Source organism: Burkholderia sp. USMB20 (assembly GCF_000949135.2).
Taxonomy (GTDB): Bacteria; Pseudomonadota; Gammaproteobacteria; order Burkholderiales; family Burkholderiaceae; genus Burkholderia.
The window spans coordinates 501,451-519,716 of record NZ_JTAN02000012.1; the positions used below are offsets into that span (position 1 = coordinate 501,451).

Here is an 18,266-nt window from a genome sequence, read left to right on the forward strand (position 1 = left end):
GTCGACACGCCCGCATCGCGGGCGTTTTTTTTGCAGCTGCTTGCTTGCACTTACTTCGGCTGCATCCGGATCGCGCCGTCGAGGCGGATCACTTCGCCGTTGAGCATCGGATTCTCGACGATCTGGCGCACCAGCATCGCGTATTCGTCCGGTTTGCCGAGCCGCGGCGGGAACGGCACCATCGCGCCGAGCGCGTCCTGCACGTCCTTCGGCATGCCGAGCAGCATCGGCGTCTCGAACAGCCCGGGCGCGATCGTCATCACGCGGATGCCGTGGCGCGACAGGTCGCGCGCGATCGGCAGCGTCATGCCAGCGACACCGGCCTTCGACGCCGCATACGCGGCCTGGCCGATCTGCCCGTCGTACGCGGCGACCGACGCGGTGCTGACGATCACGCCGCGTTCGCCGCCGGCGTTCGGCGCGGTCGCGGCCATCGCGGCGGCCGCGAGCCGGATCATGTTGAAGGTGCCGACCAAGTTGACGTTGATCGTCTTCGCGAACACGTCGAGCGGATGCGCGCCGTCCTTGCCGACGGTTTTCGCGGCGGGCGCGATGCCCGCGCAATTCACGAGGCCGCGCAGCGTGCCCGCGCGCGTCGCGGCGTCGACGGCCGCCTGCGCATCGGCCTCGCTCGATACGTCGCAGCGCACGAATACGCCGCCGAGTTCGCCCGCGAGCGCCGCGCCGGCTGCTTCGTTGAGGTCGGCGAGCACGACCTTGCCGCCGGCCTGAGCGAGCATGCGCGCCGTTCCGGCGCCGAGGCCCGATGCGCCGCCCGTGATCAGAAAGACGTTGTCGCGAATCTCCATCACTGTCTCCTTGGTTGGGTCCGATGCCGGTCGATCGGAGGCACGGCCGCCGCGCCGGTTCGTGCGGCGCACGTATTCGATCGATTGTACGGGGCGCCGCCGGATGCCGGCGAGACCGGCGCGGTCGTGCGAGGTCGTGCGAGGTCGGACGAAACGGATGGCGCAGGCGGAAAAAAGGTTCATCGAAGATTGCCGGCGAACACGTGGAAGACCGTCGGCGCTCGGCGGTCTCCAGCCGTTGGCCAGTTCAGCCGTCAACCGAAGCTGATGCTGAAGCCGCGTGTACCAGCGTCACTGCCTGTTCGCGCGCAGCCTCCCTGCCCGCGTGATCGATTTCGAGTCCAAACAGCGTTTTCTCGACGACGATCGATTCGATGTCGGTGATACCGATGAAGCGCAGCCACGCCTCAAGAAACGGCCGCTGATAGTCGAACGACTCGGCGGGCGTGCTCGATTGCCTTGAATAGTCGAGGCCTCTCGCATAGATCACGACGGCTTTCTTGCCGTTCAGCAATCCCGCCAACCCACGCTCGTCGAATGAGAAGAGGAGGCCGCGGTGGGACACGGCGTCGATGAAATGCTTGAGCTTGTACGGGATGGAAAAATTCCACAGCGGCACGGAGAACAGCAGCGTATCCGCGTCGTGCATCCGCTGCGCCAGCTGCCGGAAATCCGCCCACGCTTGCTGCTGGCCTTCGCTGAGCGGCGTGCCGCTCAAGTCCGCGTATTTGGCATCGAGCGCATCGCCGTCGAGTTCCGGCAATTGCGTCGCCCACAGATCGAGCACGTCGACCCGATGCACCGGATGCGCGTCGCGCCAGGCTTCCAGATACGCGTGCGCAACGTCGAGTGATGCGGACCGCGACTTGCGCGGGGACGATTCGATATGAAGCAAGGTCGACATGGAACGACTCCTGACGGGTTGACGGCCCTCATCAGAACATAGTTCGATTCGAAATATAAACGAAGTATCATCACGCTACTCAGTAGCATTCGCACTGTATTGCGGGACATCTCATGTTCGATACCGTTTTGCTGCGCTCCTTCGTGGCCGTCGTCCAGGAAGGCGGGTTCACGCATGCCGCGGCCCGTCTGAATCTGACGCAGTCCGCGGTCAGCGCGCATCTGCGCCGCCTGGAAAAACAGGTCGGCCGTGACCTGCTCGTGCGCACCACGCGCTCGGTCGCGCTCACGGTGGACGGCGAGCTGCTGCTGGGTTACGCGCGCGCCATCCTCGCGCTCAATCAGGACGCGCGGGCGCAACTGCTGCGCGAACCGAGCGCGGGCACGATCCGCGTGGGTCTGTCGGAAGACCTCGCCAACGTCAGGCTGATGCATGTGATGAAGGCGTTTGCCGGGCGGTACCCGCGCATCGCATTCAGCATCAGAGTGGGTATCCCGGGCGATCTGCTCCAGGCGCTGGATCACGGTGAACTGGATGTGGTGATGGGCGGGCGCTGCCACGGCGGGCCCGCCGGACGCGTGCTCTGGCGCGAGCCGCTCGTGTGGGCCGGTGCGGATTGGGCGTCGCTCACGCCTGGCGTACCGGTGCCGATTGCGCTGCTGCCGGAACCCTGCCCGTATCGCGAGGCCTCGCTGGCAGCACTGGCCCGAGCGGGCGTGGATTACCGGATCGTGCTCGTGTGCCCGAGCGGCGCCGGCCTGTGCGCCGCCGCGCACGCGGGCCTTGCGGTGACGCCGATCGTGCACACACAACTTGCGCACGGCTTGCGTGCGATTCCGCCGGATGCCGGACTGCCGGCCCTGCCCGATGTCGAGTTCACGATGTTCGCGGCACCGGGCGCGTCGGCCAGGGTTGTCGATGAACTGGGCAACGCGATCGTGCTGGCATTCGCGCACAACGGGTGACCACGTTCATCGCGGCGACAGCGTTGGGATTTGCGCGGCCAGAGGCACATGCATCGTCGCCGGTTCACGAAATTCCACGATGAACCAAAAAAAAGCCGCCCCGAAAGGGCGGCTTGCGGTGCACGACGCGGTGCTTACTTCAGTGCGTCGAACGCACGCTCGCGGATTTCGTCCACGCTGCCGAGGCCCGAGATCTTGCGATACTGCGGGGCCTTCAGGCCGTTTTCCTCGCCGCGCTGCGCCCAGTCGCCGTAGTACGTGATCAGCGGCTTGGTCTGCGCTTCGTACACTTCGAGACGCTTCAGGACGGTTTCTTCCTTGTCGTCGTCGCGCTGGATCAGCGGTTCGCCCGTCACGTCGTCCTTGCCCTCGACCTTCGGCGGGTTGAACTTCACGTGGTACGTGCGGCCCGATGCCGGGTGCGTGCGGCGGCCGCTCATGCGCTCGACGATCTCCGAGAACGGGACGTCGATTTCGAGCACGTAGTCGATCGCGACGCCGGCTTCCTTCATCGCGTCAGCCTGCGCGATCGTGCGCGGGAAGCCGTCGAACAGGTAGCCGTTCGCGCAGTCGGCTTCCTTCAGGCGCTCCTTCACGAGGCCGATGATCAGCGCGTCCGGCACGAGCTTGCCGGCGTCCATGTAGCCCTTCGCCTCGACGCCGAGCGGCGAGCCGGCCTTGACGGCCGCGCGCAGCATGTCGCCCGTCGAGATTTGCGGGATGCCGAACTTTTCCTTGATGAAGTTTGCCTGGGTACCCTTGCCCGCGCCGGGCGCACCCAACAGGATCAAACGCATGGTGATATCTCCGGTATGTAGATTCGTGTGGCGAGACGCAAAAGCGTCGGCGACAGCGTGCGCGGGGCTTGCCTTGCGCGCGGCGGACCGGTCTGATGCGGCGCGTCGGCGAAAGGCGACGCGCGGCTGCCGGGACAGGCCGTGGCGGGGTCAAGCTAGGACGCGCGGGTCGCGGACGGCTCGCACAATCGCCTGATTATGCCACGGGTTATTTTGAACCCGGCCGAAAAAGGGCCTGCACGCGTGCGAGATCGGCCGGCGTATCGATGCCGGCTTCGGGTGCATGCTCGGTGATCAGCACCGCGATGCGCTCGCCGTGCCACATCGCGCGCAGCTGTTCGAGCTGCTCGGCCTGCTCGATCGGCGCCTGCGCGAGCGACGGATAGGTGCGCAGGAAACGCGCGCGATAGGCGTAGAGTCCGATGTGGCGATAGACCGGAAAGGCCGGTGCGGGCATGGCCGCGACGTCGGGCCAGTGCGGCTGGTACGCATCGCGGCTCCACGGAATCGGCGCGCGCGAGAAGTACATCGCGACGTTGCGCGCGTCGAGCGCGACCTTCACGATGTTCGGATTGAACACGTCGGCCGCGTCGTGGATCGGGTGCGCGGCGGTTGCGATCGCGCAGTCCGGGTGCGCGGCGAGGTGCGACGCTACGTCGCGGACGAGCGCCGGGTCGATCAGCGGCTCGTCGCCCTGCACGTTGACGACGACGGTGTCGTCGCTCCACCCGAACGTCGCGGCGACTTCCGCGAGCCGGTCGGTGCCGGACGGATGGTCGGCACGCGTCAGCACCGCTTCGAAACCGTGCTCGCGGGCCGCGTCGAGCACGCTCTGCGCGTCGGACGCGACGAGCACCTGCTGCGCGCCCGCTTCGCGCGCACGCTCGGCGACGCGCACGACCATCGGCTTGCCGCCGAGATCGGCGAGCGGCTTGTTCGGCAGGCGCGTCGACGCGAGCCGGGCAGGAATGACGGCGATGAAGGGCTGCGGATGAGTCATCGGGGCTGAGCGGTGAGAAGAGCGGGGCGGGCGGCGCGTCGAAGGCGGGCCGCCCGGCAGGGCCGGCACGCGGCCGCGAAGAAGCGCGGCCGGGCGCCGGTGCAGCGGTGCGGCGTTTAGCTGCCGGCCGGGCCGGCGGGATCGACCGGCGTGCCTTCGACGGTCTGGCGTGCTTCGTCGACGAGCATCACGGGGATGCCGTCGCGGATCGGGTAGGCGAGCTTGTCCGCGTTGCAGATCAGCTCCTGCGCGGCGCGGTCATAGTGGAGCGGGCCTTTGCAGATAGGGCACACAAGGATTTCAAGCAGGCGAGCGTCCACGGAGTTTCTCCACAACGAGGGCAATGAGGCGAGGATCGAGCGCGGCTTCGACGGGGACGACCCACAGCCGAGCGTCGCGCCAGGAAGCGCCCAATTTTACTGCATCCTTCTCGGTGATCAGGATCGCATCGACCGCGTCGTCGACGAACGGATTGTCGGCGAACGCGTAATGGTCGGGCAGCGCGCGCGTCGCCGGCGCGAGGCCGGCCGCACGCAGCGTCGCGAAGAAGCGTTCCGGCGCGCCGATGCCGGCCGCGGCGAGCACGCGCTCGTGCGCGAACTGCGACAGCGGGCGGCGCAGCGCCGGCTGGTCGAGGTGCCACGCGGCGCCCGGCGTGAGCGCGAGCGCATAGGTGTCGGGCCATGGCGGCAGCGCGCCGCTGTACGGATCGTTGACGAGCGTTGCGTCGCGGTGGCGCGACAGCGGCTCGCGCAGCGGCCCGGCCGGCAGCAGGAAGCCGTTGCCGCCGAGCCGGTGGTCGAACACGACGAGCTCGACCGTGCGCGCGAGGCGGTAGTGCTGGAGGCCGTCGTCGCTGACGATCACGTCGACGTCCGGGTGCGCGGCGCGCAGCGCCTGCGCGGCCGCGACGCGGTCGGGGCACACCCACACGGGCGCGCCGGTGCGGCGCGCGATCAGCAGCGGTTCGTCGCCGGCCGCGCTCGCGCGCGACGCGGGCGTGACCGCGGTGGGCGCCGTCACGTTCGCGCCGTAGCCGCGCGACACGACGCCCGGCGTGAAGCCGGCCGCGCGCAGCGCGTCGACGAGCGCGATCACGGTCGGCGTCTTGCCGGTGCCGCCGACGGTCACGTTGCCGACCACGACGACGGGCACGCCGACGTCGACCGGTTGCTTCCAGCCCTGCGCGTAGGCCGTGCGGCGCAGCGCCGCGCACAGGCCGAACACGCACGCGAACGGCGTGAGCGCCCACGCGAGGGCGCCGCGTCGCTGCCATTCGCGCGTGAGGCGCGCTTCGAGCCGCGCGAGCGGGCCGCCGGGCGCGCTCATCGGGCCGGGCGCGGCGCGTCGTGCGCCGCGGCGTGGGACGGATTCGTCAAGACGGATTCTCCGTGGGGCGGCGCATGCCGCTAGGGGTTCGGAAGGCGGCACTCTAGCGCGCCGCACGCGGGCGCGGCAAGCGCGGCCGGGCGACGCACCCGATGGGGCCGGAACGGAACGGGCTGTGGATAACTCTGTGAAAAACTCCCGGCCTGTCCGCGTGAAACGCCCGCCGGGCGGACATCGAATCGGCGGCAAATCAAACTGCAAGGTTTAAAAAACTATAAAAATCAATGCGTTGTGAGGAATCGTCTGGGTTTTTCCGCGGTTTTGAAGCGTTTTTGATGGACGATTGCCAGAGTGTGGACACCTTCCAAATGGTGCAGCGCGGGCGGCCGGCGCTGGACGCCGCGCGCGTGTCGGACTATCGTGTCGCCGCCAGCATTCATCCGACCGCCCATGCTTTCCGACTCTCCTTTTTCCGCTCCCGGCGCGACCCGCGGCGGCGACGAAGTGATTCCCGTTTCGGCGCTCAATCGCGCGATTTCGACGATGCTCGAGCGCTCGTTTCCGCTGCTGTGGATTTCGGGCGAAGTGTCGAATTTCACGCGCGCCGCGAGCGGCCACTGGTATTTCTCGATCAAGGACCAGCAGGCGCAGATGCGCTGCGTGATGTTCCGCGGTCGCGCGCAGTACGCGGAATTCACGCCGCGCGAAGGCGACCGGATCGAGGTGCGCGCGGTCGTCACGATGTACGAGCCGCGCGGCGAAGTGCAGCTCAACGTCGAGGCCGTGCGGCGGACCGGCCAGGGGCGCCTGTACGAGGCATTCCTGCGGCTGAAGGCGCAGCTCGAGGCCGAAGGCCTGTTCGCGCCCGAGCGCAAGCGGCCGCTGCCGGCGCACCCGCGCGCGATCGGCATCGTCACGTCGCTGCAGGCCGCCGCGCTGCGCGACGTGCTGACCACGCTCGCGCGCCGCGCGCCGCACATCCCGGTGATCGTCTATCCGGCGCCCGTGCAGGGTGCGGGCTCCGCCGAGAAGCTCGTCGCGGCCGTGCAGGCGGCGAACGCGCGGCGCGAGGTCGACGTGCTGCTGGTCTGTCGCGGCGGCGGGTCGATCGAGGATCTGTGGTCGTTCAACGACGAAGCGCTCGCGCGTGCGATCGCGGCGAGCGAACTGCCGGTCGTCAGCGGCGTCGGCCACGAAACCGATTTCACGATCGCGGACTTCGCGGCCGACCTGCGCGCGCCGACGCCGACCGGCGCGGCCGAGCTCGCCAGTCCGCAGCGCGCGTTGCTGTTGCGCGAGGTGGCCGACCGGCAGCGCGCGCTTGCGCGCAGCCTGGAACGCGGGCTCGAGCAGCGTGCGCAGCAGCTCGACTGGCTCGCGCGCCGGCTCGTCAGCCCGGCCGAGCGGCTGCAGCGGCAGCGTACCCACGTCGAGCAACTGGCGGTGCGGCTCGCCTCGGCCGCGTCGCGGCCGGTGCGCGACGCGCGTGCGCGTTTCGCGCTCGCGCAATTGCGCTGGCAGCGCGCGCGGCCCGACCCGGCGCAGGCGCGTCAGGCACTCGCCGGGCTGTCGCAACGTCTCGCGGTGGCGCTGCAGCGCCGTCACGAGCGCGATACCGCGCGCGTGTCGGCCTGCGCGGCGCGGCTCGAGGTGCTGAGCCCGCAGCGCACGCTCGAGCGCGGCTACGCGGCGCTGATCGACACGCAGACCGGCCGCGCGGTGCGCGCGCCGAACGCGCTGAAACCGCAGCGCCGCCTGACCGTGCATCTCGCCGAAGGCTCGGCCGACGTATCGCTCGCCGACGTGCAGCCGCGGCTGACCGACACGATCTGACGGCGGCGGCGTAAGCGGAACGAAGGTCGCGCGTCCGGCGCTCCGGATGGTCCGGCGCCCGGCGCGGGAACGGATGCTGCGCATCCGTCTTCTGGTCCTGCCGGATGAAGCGGGAACGCCGATTTTCTGCATACCGCGGATAAATGCCCGTGAGTTTGCGGGGATATTCGGACTCGCCTACAATCGGACGCTCGGCAGCATTCAACACAGCCTCCCTACATACTCAACGAAGGAATCGCCATGGCTCATACGCTCCCGCCGCTCCCGTACGCTGAAGACGCACTCGCGCCGACCATCTCGAAAGAGACGATCGAGTACCACTACGGCAAGCATCATCAGGCTTATGTGACGAACCTGAACAATCTGATCCCGGGCACGGAATTCGAAAACCTGTCGCTGGAAGAGATCGTGAAGAAGTCGTCGGGCGGCATCTTCAACAACGCCGCGCAAATCTGGAACCACACGTTCTTCTGGAACAGCCTGTCGCCGAACGGCGGCGGCGCACCGTCGGGCGCGCTGGGCGACGCGATCAACGCGAAGTGGGGTTCGTACGACGCGTTCAAGGAAGCGTTCACGAAGGCCGCAGTCGGCACGTTCGGTTCGGGCTGGGCATGGCTCGTGAAGAAGGCCGACGGTTCGCTCGACATCGTGTCGACGAGCAACGCCGCCACGCCGCTGACGACGGCCGACAAGCCGCTGCTGACGATCGACGTGTGGGAACACGCGTACTACATCGACTACCGCAACGCACGTCCGAAGTTCGTCGAAGCGTTCTGGAACATCGTGAACTGGGACTTCGCAGCGAAGAACTTCGCGTAAGTCCATGCGTACTGCGCGCCGTTGCGGCGCGCGGCACCCGAAGAAAAGCCCTCGTCACGAGGGCTTTTTTGTTTTTGTCGGGCGGGAATCGATGCGTGGCACTTGCCGGATCACGCGAGCGTCGTCGCCAACCAGCCGAGCGCCGCGCTCGCGATCACGACGGCCCACGGCGGCACCCGCCAGAACACGAGCGCGACGAACGCGACGAGCGCCGCCGCGAAGTCGCGCGGCGACACGATCGTCTCGCTCCACACCGGGTGATACAGCGCGGCGAGCAGCAGCCCGACCACCGCCGCGTTCACGCCCGCGAGCGCGGCCTGCATGCGCGTGCTGCGGCGCAGGCGTTCCCAGAACGGCGCGGTGCCCGCGACGAGCAGGAACGACGGCGCGAAGATCGACACGAGCGCGATCGTCGCGCCGAGCCAGCCGTTCGGCGCGTCGCGCAGCGACGCACCGAGGAACGCCGAGAACGTGAAGAGCGGCCCCGGCACGGCCTGCGCGACACCGTAGCCGGCGAGGAACGCCGAATCGCCGACCCAGCCCGGCGCGACGACGGCCGCCTGCAGCAGCGGCAGCACGACGTGCCCGCCGCCGAACACCAGCGCGCCGGTGCGAAAGAATGCGTCGGCCACCGCGACGGGGTGCGAATGCAGCGCGCCCGCCGCGAACGGCAACGCGACGAGCAATGCGGCGAACAGCACGAGCCACAGCGCACCCGCGCGATGCGACACGTGCAGCGGCAGCGGATCGTGCGCGCCGCGCTCGGGCTGCGGCAACAGTACCAAGCCGGCCGCGCCGGCGGCGACGATCACGGCCACCTGCAGCCATGGGGCCGGCACGAGCAGCGCGAGGCAGGCCGCGACCGCCATCAGCGTGGCGCGGCGCGCATCCGGGCACAGCGTGCGCGCCATGCCCCACACCGCCTGCGCGATCACCGCGACCGACACGATCCGCAGCCCGTGCAGCGCGCCGGCCGCGACCGGCATGCCCGCTGCGTGCATGCCGAGTGCGAACAGCATCATCAGCAACGCCGACGGCAGCGTGAAGCCGAGCCACGCGGCGAACATTCCTGCATAACCCGCGCGCGACAGGCCGATCGCCATCCCGACCTGGCTGCTCGCCGGCCCCGGCAGGAACTGGCACAGGCCGACGAGATCGGCATACGCGCGTTCGGTCAGCCAGCCGCGCCGCGTGACGAACGCGTCGCGGAAGTAGCCGAGATGCGCGACGGGCCCGCCGAACGACGTGAGGCCGAGCCGCAGGAACGCGACGAAGACAGGCCACGCGTGGCGGGAAGGGGCGGTAAGGGTGGACGTGTTCAAGCGCGTGTGCGGGGAGAAGGACGAACGAGCCGCCACGATAGCGCGAAGCGATGACGGCGGGAATGCGGCGTTGCGGCGATCGCTCGATGGCGTCACGACGGGCGCGTCAGGACGGAGGCGGCGCGTCGTCAGTGCGTGCCGTCAGTGAGTGCCGTCAGGCAGCCCGCTCGCCCGGCGCAGCGCATCGACGTCGACGAGTTCGATCTCGCCGACATGCAGCCGCACGACGCCGTCGGCCTGCAGCGCCTTCAGCAGCTGGTTGGTGGTCTGCCGTGTGAGCGACAGCATCGCCGCGAGCTTTTCCTGCGACAGCCGGATGCGCGTGCGGCCGGCGCTGATCCCGCCGTAGCCGTCGGCGATCATCAGCAGCCGTGCGGCAAGCCGCTGCGCGGCCGGCATCACGCTCATCGATTCGACGGTCAGGAAGCTCAGCCGGAGCTTTTGCGCCATCAGCAGCGCGAACTGCCGCCAGTATTGCGGCGTCGTGTCGAGAATCGCGAGCAGCGCGCGCTGCGGGACGTGCAGCAGGAGCGTGTCGTCGAGCGCGATCGCGTCGTGCGTGCGCGGCTGGCCGTCGAACAGCGCGATCTCGCCGAACCACGTGACGGGTTCGGCGACCGTCAGCAGCGCTTCCTTGCCCTGCGGATCGACCGCGCCTATGGTGAGGGCGCCGGCCAGCACCGCATACAGCCCGCATGGCGGGTCGCCGCGGCGGAACAGCGCGTGGCCGGCCGGCAGGTGCCGCAACGCGGCGCGGGCGAGCAGGTCGTCGCGCAATGCCCGCGGCAGCGCGGCGAACCACGGGTGCGCTTCGATCTGCGGCAGGTACGGGGCGAGCGGCGAGGGCATGGGCACGCGATGTCGGGTAGCTGACAGAGGTTCCTGGGCGTGACGCGCATCATAGCGCCCAATGATCGTTCAGGAGACGCCATGAAGACGCTCGAAGACCACCTTTCCCAGTATGCGGCCTACCATCGCGACGCACGCAACATCGCGACGCATCTGGTCGGCATTCCGATGATCGTGTTCGCGGTCGAGGTGCTGCTGTCGCGGCCGGCGCTCGGTACGCTGGCCGGTGTCGCGCTGTCGCCGGCGCTGCTGCTCGCGGTGGCGTTCGCGGTGTTCTACCTGCGCCTCGACCTGCGCTTCGGGGCGGTCATGACCGCGCTGTTCGCGCTCGGCCTGTGGGCCGCGCAGACGCTCGCGCTGCTGCCGACCGCGCAATGGCTCGGGATCGGCATCGGCGCGTTCGTGGTCGGCTGGATCGTGCAGTTCGTCGGGCACTGGTTCGAGGGGCGCAAGCCCGCGTTCGTCGACGACCTGGTCGGGCTGATGGTCGGGCCGCTGTTCGTCGTCGCCGAAGTCGCGTTTTTCGCGGGCCTGCGCGGCGACGTGCGCCGCGAGGTCGAGCGGCGCGCGGGGCCCGTGCACGGCGGCGCGCATTCGCATGTCTGACGCGTCGGCCGCGTCGGCCTGCGGGTTCGGCGCGGACGCGGTCGGCTGCGCCCTCGGCGGCCGGTTCGCGGCGGCATCGCGGCCGGCCCTGGCGCGGCGATGCGCCGTGGGCCGAACTGACCGCGCCGGCGACCTGCGAGCGGCGCGGGGCCGCGCGTCGCCCGCCATCCCACGCGCGACGCGCAACGGCTAAGATGCGGGGTGCGTCGCACGACAGGACGCGTACGCGGAGCAATCGCCATGGTGGATCGCCCGACTCTCGATGCCTACGAAGCCCATGCCGCGCAATACGCGCAGGACTGGCTCGACCAGGCCGCCCCCGACGACATGTATGCGCTGCTCGAGCAATATTTCTCGCCCGGGCCGACGGCCGACGTCGGCTGCGGTGCGGGACGCGACACCGCGTGGCTCGCTTCGCGCGGATTCGACGTGCGCGGCTACGATGCGAGCGCCGCGCTGCTTGCCGAGGCGCGCTTGCGCCATCCGTCGCTGACCTTCGAGCTGGCTGCGCTGCCGGCGCTCGCCGGCGTGCCGGCCGGCGCGTTTCGAAACGTGTTGTGCGAGACGGTCGTCATGCACCTCGAACAGGCGGATGCTGCAGCGGCGGCGGCGCGGCTGGCCGCGCTGCTGATGCCCGGCGGCACGCTGTACCTGAGCTGGCGGGTGGCCGGCAACGGCGCGCTGCGCGACGAGCGCGGCCGCTTGTATACGCCGCTCGATTCGGCGCGCATGCACGCGGCGCTCGGCGCCGGCATGCACGTGATCGACGAGCACGAGGTGGTCAGCGCGTCGTCCGGCAAGCGCGTGCACCGGCTGATCGCGCGCCGCGCCAACGCCCTCGACGGCGCCGCGTGAGCGCGGCCGCGCGAACTCATTCGCGGCTGAGTGCCGCTTCCCAGTTGATGTCGACGCACAGCACCTGCATGCCGGTCGCGGCCGGCGCGGCGATCGATGCGGTCACGCACAGGTGCGCTTCGTTGATCGACAGGTACGGCGGCGTCAGATGCACGCGGCCGGGCGCGCGCATCGCGTGGATGAAGTAGGGGCGGCGCTCCCAGCTCGCGCCTTCCGAATGCAGCAGCGGCCGGAAGCGCTTTGCCCGCTGCGAGACGCTGCCGCGCGCGAGCACGTTGTCGCCGATCTGGCGGCCCGATGCATCGAGCAGGAAGCAGCGCGCGGTTTCCGGCAACCCGAGCACGGCGCCGGCCGCGTCGATCAGCGATTCGCCCGCGACGAGCTTCCGGCTGGCTTCCTCCAGCGCGGCGACATACGGCGCGAGGCGTTCGGCCTGCGTGCGCTCGCGTTGCGCGACGCGCAGCCGCAACGCGGCCGACAGCGTATCCATGCAGCCTGCGGCGGCCTGCGGTTGCACGGGGTCGACGCTCGGCCCCGCGAAGTACTGTCCCTGCACGAAATCGACGTCGCATTCGAGCGCGATCATCGCGTCGCGCTCGGTCGAGAGCCCGCCCATCAGCACGAGCTGGCCGGATTCGTGCAGCAGCGACACGAGCCCGGGCAGTACGCGTTCGAGATGCGAGTGTTCGCTCGCCTGCGCGAGGATCCCGCGGTCGAGCGTGACGATGTCGGGGTGCAGGTGCCACACGCGGTCGATGTTCGAATGTTTCGCGCCGAAGCCGCCGAGCGCGATCAGGAAGCCGGCCTTGCGCAGCCCGTCGACGATCGCCGCATAGCGCGGCGTCTCGCCGCCCGCCTGCTCGGGCACCTCGAGCACCACGCGATGCGGCGGCAGGCCGAGCGCCTTCAGGTTGGCGAGCAGCGCGTCGCCGTAGACGGTGTCCATCAGTGCCGCCGGGTGCAGGCTCAGGAAGAGCCATTCGTCGTGGCTGTCGAACGCGTGGAAGTTGCCGAGATGCAGCGATTCGGCGAGCCGGCCGAGCTCGAGCAGGTCGCCGCGCCGCGCCGCCTGCGTGAACACCTCGTGCGACGCGACCTGGCGGCTGTCCTCGTCGTGCGCGCGCAGCGACGCGTGATAGCCGATCGCGCGGCGGTGCGACACCGAGAAAACGGGCTGGAACACGCTGAACACGGTGTATGCGCCGTACAGCACGGTGCGCCGCTTCCCGTCGTCGCCGGCGACGGGGCGGGGCGGCTGGAAGCCGGGTGGATCGATGTCGATCATGCTCATGATGTCGGCCGAAGGAAGACTGCCAGTTTACCTACAGAATAGGCGAGCAAGAAGCATGCACGGCATCGTGCCCCGTGCGGCGGGCCGTCGCGGCCGGCAGGGCGCGCGCGGTGCAGCCGTGCTGCACCGACATGGTGCGCGGCGCGCCGCCGTGGCGATTGCGGCGGCGCGCGCCGTGCGTCACGCGCGTTCGGACGGATCGGTCTTGTGCTGCGTGCCCCCGCGGATGTCGGGCGCGAGTTGCGCGAAGATCCACGCGGACGCGGCCGTGATGATCCCGACACAGATGAAGGTCGCATGGAACGCGGGCAGCGTGTTGCTCGGCGTCACCGTGCGCAGCATCCCGGTGAAGGTGGCCAGCAGCGCGCCCGCGACCGTGACACCGAGGCTCATCGACAGCATCTGCACGAGCGAGAACAGGCTGTTGCCGCTGCTCGCGCCGCCGGTGCCGAGATCCTTCAGCGTCAGCGTGTTCATCGCGGTGAACTGCATCGAGTTGAAGCCGCCGAACAGCGCGAGATGGACGACCTTCACCCACACCGGCACCGTGTCGCGCATCAGCGCGAAGCTCGCCATCATCACCCCGACCATGATCGTGTTCGCGAGCAGCACCTTGCGGTAGCCGTGCTGCGTGATCAGGCGCGTGATGATCCGTTTCGAGAACATCCCGGCCGCCGCGACCGGCAGCATCATCAGCCCGGCCTCGAATGCCGAATAGCCCAGGCTCACCTGCAGCAGCAGCGGGATCAGGTACGGCATCGCGCCGCTGCCGATCCGCGCGAACAGGTTGCCGAGCAGGCCGACGCTGAACGTATGGATCTTGAACAGCTCGAGCGAGAAGATCGGCTGCGGCGCGCGCACCGCGTACAGCCCGTACGCGACGAAGCACGCGAGGCTCAGGATCAGCAGCACGAGCACGGCCGCGTGCTGCATCCCGAGATCGGCGAGCCCGTCGAGCGACAGCGAGATCGCGACCATCCCGATCGTCAGCAGCAGATAGCCCTTCAGGTCGAAGCGGCCGACGGCCGGGTTGCGCGCGTCGGGCATCGAGTAGAAGGTCGCGACGCAGCCGGCGACGCCCACCGGCACGTTGATCAGGAAGATCCAGTGCCACGACGCGATCTTCACGAGCCAGCCGCCGAGCGTCGGCCCGATCAGCGGCCCGATCAGCCCGGGAACCGCGACGAACGACAGTGCTGGCAGGTAGCGTTCGGCCGGGAAAGTGCGCAGCACGGCCAGCCGCCCGACCGGCAGCAGCATCGCGCCGCCCACCCCCTGCACGACGCGGAACACGACGAGCTGCGACAGCGTATGCGCGTTCGCGCACAGCAGCGAACCGAGCGAGAACACCAGGATCGCGCTGAAGAACACGCGCCGCGTGCCGAACGTGTCCGCGAGCCAGCCCGAGACGGGAATCATCACCGCCATCGTCAGCGAGTAGGCGATCACGACCGACTGCATCCGCAGCGGCGATTCGCCGAGACTCACTGCCATCGACGGCAGCGCCGTGTTGACGATCGTCGCATCGAGCGTCTGCATGAAGAAGCCCGTCGCAACGAGCCAGAGCATTATGGTGAGGTTCTTTTCGCCGGGAGCGGCGGCGGGCGGGCGTTGGAACATGGGGACGGACCGGTGGCGCGGGACAGCCGCCATTGTAGGCAAAGCCGCCGCGCCACGCAGGATCGGTCCGGACGCCTGTCCGGCGGCGGACCGGTACAGTTCAGTCGAAAGTGTCTGCAGGCGTATCTGTCCGTGGGTCGCCACTGTCCGAAATACTGGCGTCATCGAACCCACACGACCCGGAGGCGGCCATGCGCGAACTGCGACTCTACGAGATGGACGGCAACGAACCGGCCGGGCGGTGGCGGATTGTCGATCGCACCGCGTTGCAGGTCGCGGACGGCGGTCTGTGGGTGACGATCGAGGGCCGGCCCGACGATCACTGGTTGCATGCCGGTGAGACGCTCGCGCTGCTGCCCGGCATGCGCGTTTGGATCAGCGCGGCGCGGGCGGCGCGGTGTTCGCGTTCGGCCCGCAGGCGGCGCCGGCCGTGCAGGCTGCGCCGAGCGCATGGCGGCGGCTCGCCGCATGGCGCGGCGGCCGCGCTCCAGGCCGCCGCGTCGCTGCCGACGTAGCGCGCGCGGGGCCGGATGAGCTTGCGCTAGCGTACTGTTCGAGCGCGTGCGCGATCCAGCCGGCGGTGCGGCCGGCCGCGAACAGCGTGAACGCGGCGCCGTCGGGCAGCGCAAGCGTGCGCTCCAGCACCGCGAGCGCGAAATCGATCGACGGCCGCAGGCCGGTCGCCGCCTCGACGCGCGCGGCGAGCGCGCGGGCCATGCGCAGCGGTGCCCGGGCGGGCAGCGTCGCGTGCAGTGCGTCGAGCAACGCGCGTGCGCGCGGATCGCCGTCGGGATAGAGCGGATGCGCGAAACCGGACAGCGCCGTGCGTGCGCCGCCCGCGCGTTCGTCGTGTGCGACGCGCAGCGCGAGGTAGCGGTCGAGGTCGGCGGCCCGCGCGGCTTCGTCGAGCAGGGCGCCCGCGCGGAACGTCTCGCCGCCGTGGCGCGGGCCCGACAGCGCCGCGAGCCCGCCCGCGATCGCACCGAACAGGTGGGTGCCGGTCGACGCGATGCAGCGCACCGCAAAGGTCGACGGGTTCAGTTCGTGATCGGCGCACAGCACGAGTGCGCGGCGCAGCAGGTCGGCTTCGTCGCGCCGCCGGATCCGCCACGCGGCGGCGAGCTGTCGATGCACGGGCGCGTCGCCCGGTGCGATGCCGGCCAGCGCGGCCGTCGTCACGCGCAGCAGCAGCGTGGCCGCGTCGAACTGCGCGTCGCGCCCCTGCGCCCACAGGCGCGGCAGCGAGGCGGCCGCGGCGGGGAGCAGCACCAGCGTGCGCTCGAGCGGCGCGAGATGGGCCCAGCGGCGGGCCCAGTCTTCCCACTGGGCGGCGTCGAAACCGGTCGATGCAAGCGCTGCCGCAGCGAGCCGTGCGGGCGGACAATCCCACAGGCGGGCCGCCGTTTCCTCGAGCGTCGCGTCGTTCGCGAGCGCGATCGCATCGGCGCCGCGATAGTGCAGGCGCCCGTCGGCGATTTGCGTGATCCGCGATTCGAGCACGGGCACGCCCCAGTCGAGCGAGCGTTCGGCGACGCCGCCCGCGCGTTTTGCATCGGCGCGGCGGCGCGCGAGCAGGCGCACCTCGTCCGCGTCGTAGCGGCGGCGCTTGCTCGCGCCGTCGGGCAGCGAGCGCAGCAGGCCGCGGCTCACATACGCGTAAAGGGTGCTCACGCTGACACCGAGGATGCCGGCGGCTTCCGGCGCGCTGAGGGACGTCATGCCGATCGCTCCTGTCGGGGCGCATGAAGCGCGGCCCGGCTACAACTATTCGTTATGCATTGATTCGCGCAATCAAGATTGATCGCGCCTGTCGCGAATTCTAGACTCGAATGCATCTCCTCCACGGCGCGCTTCCACCATGACCCCCGAACTCGCATTGACCCACTTGTGGCAACTGGCGCACGGCGAACCGCGCGCACTGGCCCGCGCGGCCGTGGCGGGGCAGGACCCGACGCTGCCGTCGTCGTTCCACGTCGGCACGCTCGCCGCGGCGACGATCGCGGCAGCCGGGCTCGCGGCGGCCGAATGCCACCGGCTGCGCACGGGCGTCGCGCAGCGCGTCGACGTGTCGATGCGCGACGCGCTCGTCGCGTTTCGCAGCGAACGCTACCTGCGCGTGGACGACGGCCTGCCGCCCGAGCCGCGCCATCCGGTGACGGGCTTCTACGACACACGCGACGGGCGCTGGATCCAGCTGCATGCGAACTTTCCGCATCACCTGCACGGGATTCTCGACGTGCTCGGCAGCGGCCCGCAGCGCGATGACGTGGCCGCGGCGATCCGCACGTGGGACGGCGCGGCCCTCGATACCGCGCTCGCCGAGGCCGGCCTGTGCGCGGCATTGATCAGAACCCCTGACGAATGGGCGGCGCACGACCAGGCACGGGCACTCGCGTCGCTGCCGCTGTTCGAGATCGAGCGGATCGGTGACGCGCCCGTCGAGGCGATCGGCCGCGGCGCGCCCGACCAGCCGCTCGCGGGCGTGCGCGTGCTCGATCTCACGCGCATCATCGCGGGGCCGGTCGCGGGCCGCACGCTGGCATCGCACGGTGCACAGACGCTGCTCGTCAACGGCCCGCACCTGCCGAACATCGCGTCGCTCGTGATCGACAACGGGCGCGGCAAGCGCTCGACGTGGATCGACCTGCGCGAGGCGGGCGGTGTCGCCACATTGCGCGCGCTCGCACGCGACGCCGACGTATTTCTGCAGGCCTATCGCCCCGGCGCGCTCGCGGCGCGCGGGTTTTCGCCGCAGGCGCTGGCGGAGCTGCGGCCCGGCATCGTCTGCGTGTCGGTGTCCGCATACGGGCACGCAGGGCCGTGGTCGATGCGGCGTGGCTTCGACAGTCTCGTGCAGTCGGCGAGCGGTATCGCGTGGCACGAGCAGCACGCCGCGCAAGCGGACGGCCCGCGCCATCTGCCATGCCAGGCGCTCGATCATGCGACGGGTTATCTCGCGGCGTTCGGCGCGATGATCGCGCTCGCGCGCCGTGCGACCCAAGGGGGGAGCTGGCACGTGCGGCTGTCGCTCGCGCAGACGGGGCGCTGGCTGCAATCGTTCGGCACGGTGCCGGACGCCCTGCGGGCGCCGGATTTCACGTTCGACGACGTGCGCGACCGGATCGACCGGAGCGCGTCGCCGTTCGGCACGATCGATGCCGTGCGTCCGGCCGAACGCCTGTCTGCGACACCGCCGCGCTTCTCGAGGCCGCCCGTGCCGCTCGGCACGGACGAAGCATGCTGGTTGTGAGCGCCGGCGGCGCCGTA

The 18,266-nt window shown here is 70.0% G+C and carries 16 protein-coding genes and 2 pseudogenes; 7 read left to right on the forward strand and 11 right to left on the reverse strand.

Annotated features, from left to right (window positions below):
• Positions 1 to 50: 50 nt before the first annotated feature.
• Both PL79_RS15505 and PL79_RS15510 read right to left on the reverse strand, forming a co-directional pair.
• Positions 51 to 809 (reverse strand): SDR family NAD(P)-dependent oxidoreductase, encoded by a 759-nt coding sequence (locus PL79_RS15505; protein WP_044848572.1) that lies wholly within the window; start codon positions 807 to 809, stop codon positions 51 to 53.
• Positions 810 to 1,056: 247 nt separating this feature from the next.
• Positions 1,057 to 1,713, reverse strand: coding sequence for an FMN-dependent NADH-azoreductase (locus tag PL79_RS15510; protein WP_044848573.1), 657 nt, complete (start codon positions 1,711 to 1,713; stop codon positions 1,057 to 1,059).
• Positions 1,714 to 1,826: 113 nt separating this feature from the next.
• Here PL79_RS15510 and PL79_RS15515 point away from each other — a divergent pair, with 113 nt between their 5' ends.
• Positions 1,827 to 2,678, forward strand: coding sequence for a LysR substrate-binding domain-containing protein (locus PL79_RS15515; protein WP_044848574.1), 852 nt, complete (start codon positions 1,827 to 1,829; stop codon positions 2,676 to 2,678).
• A 134-nt stretch (positions 2,679 to 2,812) separates the two neighbouring features.
• Here PL79_RS15515 and adk read toward each other — a convergent pair whose 3' ends face one another.
• The 4 genes from adk to lpxK form a co-directional block, all read right to left on the reverse strand.
• Positions 2,813 to 3,475 carry an adenylate kinase gene (gene adk / locus PL79_RS15520; protein WP_044848575.1) on the reverse strand — a complete coding sequence of 221 codons (663 nt, stop codon included), beginning with the start codon at positions 3,473 to 3,475 and terminating at the stop codon, positions 2,813 to 2,815.
• A gap of 208 nt (positions 3,476 to 3,683) precedes the next feature.
• Positions 3,684 to 4,475, reverse strand: coding sequence for a 3-deoxy-manno-octulosonate cytidylyltransferase (gene kdsB / locus PL79_RS15525; protein ID WP_044848576.1), 792 nt, complete (start codon positions 4,473 to 4,475; stop codon positions 3,684 to 3,686).
• Positions 4,476 to 4,591: 116 nt separating this feature from the next.
• The gene (locus tag PL79_RS15530) at positions 4,592 to 4,795 is read right to left on the reverse strand and encodes a Trm112 family protein (RefSeq protein ID WP_006750935.1); all 204 of its coding nucleotides are present in this window, start codon (positions 4,793 to 4,795) and stop codon (positions 4,592 to 4,594) included.
• Positions 4,776 to 5,804 carry a tetraacyldisaccharide 4'-kinase gene (gene lpxK / locus PL79_RS15535; RefSeq protein WP_044848577.1) on the reverse strand — a complete coding sequence of 343 codons (1,029 nt, stop codon included), beginning with the start codon at positions 5,802 to 5,804 and terminating at the stop codon, positions 4,776 to 4,778. Before lpxK ends, PL79_RS15530 begins: the two co-directional genes overlap by 20 nt.
• 450 nt (positions 5,805 to 6,254) lie before the next feature.
• Between lpxK and xseA the strand changes: the two genes are divergently transcribed.
• Complete coding sequence (gene xseA / locus PL79_RS15545; protein ID WP_044848578.1) at positions 6,255 to 7,637, forward strand: exodeoxyribonuclease VII large subunit; 1,383 nt, start codon at positions 6,255 to 6,257, stop codon at positions 7,635 to 7,637.
• Positions 7,638 to 7,877: 240 nt separating this feature from the next.
• Positions 7,878 to 8,456, forward strand: coding sequence for a superoxide dismutase [Fe] (gene sodB / locus PL79_RS15550; RefSeq protein WP_044848579.1), 579 nt, complete (start codon positions 7,878 to 7,880; stop codon positions 8,454 to 8,456).
• Positions 8,457 to 8,566: 110 nt separating this feature from the next.
• Here the strand turns inward: sodB and chrA are convergent, their stop codons facing one another.
• Both chrA and PL79_RS15560 read right to left on the reverse strand, forming a co-directional pair.
• Positions 8,567 to 9,778 (reverse strand): chromate efflux transporter, encoded by a 1,212-nt coding sequence (gene chrA, locus PL79_RS15555; RefSeq protein ID WP_044848580.1) that lies wholly within the window; start codon positions 9,776 to 9,778, stop codon positions 8,567 to 8,569.
• Positions 9,779 to 9,919: 141 nt separating this feature from the next.
• A complete protein-coding gene (locus PL79_RS15560; RefSeq protein WP_044848581.1) occupies positions 9,920 to 10,627 on the reverse strand; it encodes a Crp/Fnr family transcriptional regulator in 708 nt (235 codons plus the stop codon).
• Between the two features lie 81 nt (positions 10,628 to 10,708).
• Between PL79_RS15560 and PL79_RS15565 the strand changes: the two genes are divergently transcribed.
• Positions 10,709 to 11,233, forward strand: a complete 525-nt coding sequence (locus PL79_RS15565; RefSeq protein WP_044848582.1) for an Mpo1 family 2-hydroxy fatty acid dioxygenase — start codon at positions 10,709 to 10,711, stop codon at positions 11,231 to 11,233.
• A 240-nt stretch (positions 11,234 to 11,473) separates the two neighbouring features.
• Positions 11,474 to 12,088, forward strand: a complete 615-nt coding sequence (locus tag PL79_RS15575) for a class I SAM-dependent methyltransferase (RefSeq protein ID WP_044845571.1) — start codon at positions 11,474 to 11,476, stop codon at positions 12,086 to 12,088.
• A gap of 16 nt (positions 12,089 to 12,104) precedes the next feature.
• On the opposite strand, the gene PL79_RS15580 is transcribed toward PL79_RS15575, so the two are convergent.
• Positions 12,105 to 13,379 (reverse strand): EAL domain-containing protein, encoded by a 1,275-nt coding sequence (locus tag PL79_RS15580; protein ID WP_044845572.1) that lies wholly within the window; start codon positions 13,377 to 13,379, stop codon positions 12,105 to 12,107.
• Between the two features lie 180 nt (positions 13,380 to 13,559).
• Complete coding sequence (gene mdtD / locus PL79_RS15585; RefSeq protein WP_044845573.1) at positions 13,560 to 14,999, reverse strand: multidrug transporter subunit MdtD; 1,440 nt, start codon at positions 14,997 to 14,999, stop codon at positions 13,560 to 13,562.
• A gap of 191 nt (positions 15,000 to 15,190) precedes the next feature.
• Here mdtD and PL79_RS15595 point away from each other — a divergent pair.
• Positions 15,191 to 15,514 (forward strand): annotated as a pseudogene (locus PL79_RS15595) (DUF2917 domain-containing protein).
• On the opposite strand, the pseudogene PL79_RS15600 reads toward PL79_RS15595, so the two are convergent.
• Positions 15,490 to 16,718: pseudogene (locus tag PL79_RS15600) on the reverse strand (citrate/2-methylcitrate synthase); the annotation flags it as partial. The pseudogenes PL79_RS15595 and PL79_RS15600 sit on opposite strands and share 25 nt — an antisense overlap.
• Positions 16,719 to 16,857: 139 nt before the next feature.
• Between PL79_RS15600 and PL79_RS15605 the strand changes: the two are divergent.
• Positions 16,858 to 18,249: a CoA transferase gene (locus PL79_RS15605; protein ID WP_044845576.1), complete on the forward strand. Its 1,392-nt coding sequence runs from the start codon at positions 16,858 to 16,860 to the stop codon at positions 18,247 to 18,249.
• Positions 18,250 to 18,266: the final 17 nt, after the last annotated feature.

Excerpts from the sequence above, each read along its gene's own strand:
- PL79_RS15505 (WP_044848572.1), bottom strand. The coding sequence starts at position 809 with ATGGAGATTCGCGACAACGTCTTTCTGATCACGGGCGGCGCATCGGGC.
- PL79_RS15510 (WP_044848573.1), bottom strand. The coding sequence starts at position 1,713 with ATGTCGACCTTGCTTCATATCGAATCGTCCCCGCGCAAGTCGCGGTCC.
- PL79_RS15515 (WP_044848574.1), top strand. The coding sequence starts at position 1,827 with ATGTTCGATACCGTTTTGCTGCGCTCCTTCGTGGCCGTCGTCCAGGAA.
- adk (WP_044848575.1), bottom strand. The coding sequence starts at position 3,475 with ATGCGTTTGATCCTGTTGGGTGCGCCCGGCGCGGGCAAGGGTACCCAG.
- kdsB (WP_044848576.1), bottom strand. The coding sequence starts at position 4,475 with ATGACTCATCCGCAGCCCTTCATCGCCGTCATTCCTGCCCGGCTCGCG.
- lpxK (WP_044848577.1), bottom strand. The coding sequence starts at position 5,804 with ATGAGCGCGCCCGGCGGCCCGCTCGCGCGGCTCGAAGCGCGCCTCACG.
- xseA (WP_044848578.1), top strand. The coding sequence starts at position 6,255 with ATGCTTTCCGACTCTCCTTTTTCCGCTCCCGGCGCGACCCGCGGCGGC.
- sodB (WP_044848579.1), top strand. The coding sequence starts at position 7,878 with ATGGCTCATACGCTCCCGCCGCTCCCGTACGCTGAAGACGCACTCGCG.
- PL79_RS15560 (WP_044848581.1), bottom strand. The coding sequence starts at position 10,627 with ATGCCCTCGCCGCTCGCCCCGTACCTGCCGCAGATCGAAGCGCACCCG.
- PL79_RS15565 (WP_044848582.1), top strand. The coding sequence starts at position 10,709 with ATGAAGACGCTCGAAGACCACCTTTCCCAGTATGCGGCCTACCATCGC.
- PL79_RS15575 (WP_044845571.1), top strand. The coding sequence starts at position 11,474 with ATGGTGGATCGCCCGACTCTCGATGCCTACGAAGCCCATGCCGCGCAA.
- PL79_RS15580 (WP_044845572.1), bottom strand. The coding sequence starts at position 13,379 with ATGAGCATGATCGACATCGATCCACCCGGCTTCCAGCCGCCCCGCCCC.
- mdtD (WP_044845573.1), bottom strand. The coding sequence starts at position 14,999 with ATGTTCCAACGCCCGCCCGCCGCCGCTCCCGGCGAAAAGAACCTCACC.
- PL79_RS15605 (WP_044845576.1), top strand. The coding sequence starts at position 16,858 with ATGACCCCCGAACTCGCATTGACCCACTTGTGGCAACTGGCGCACGGC.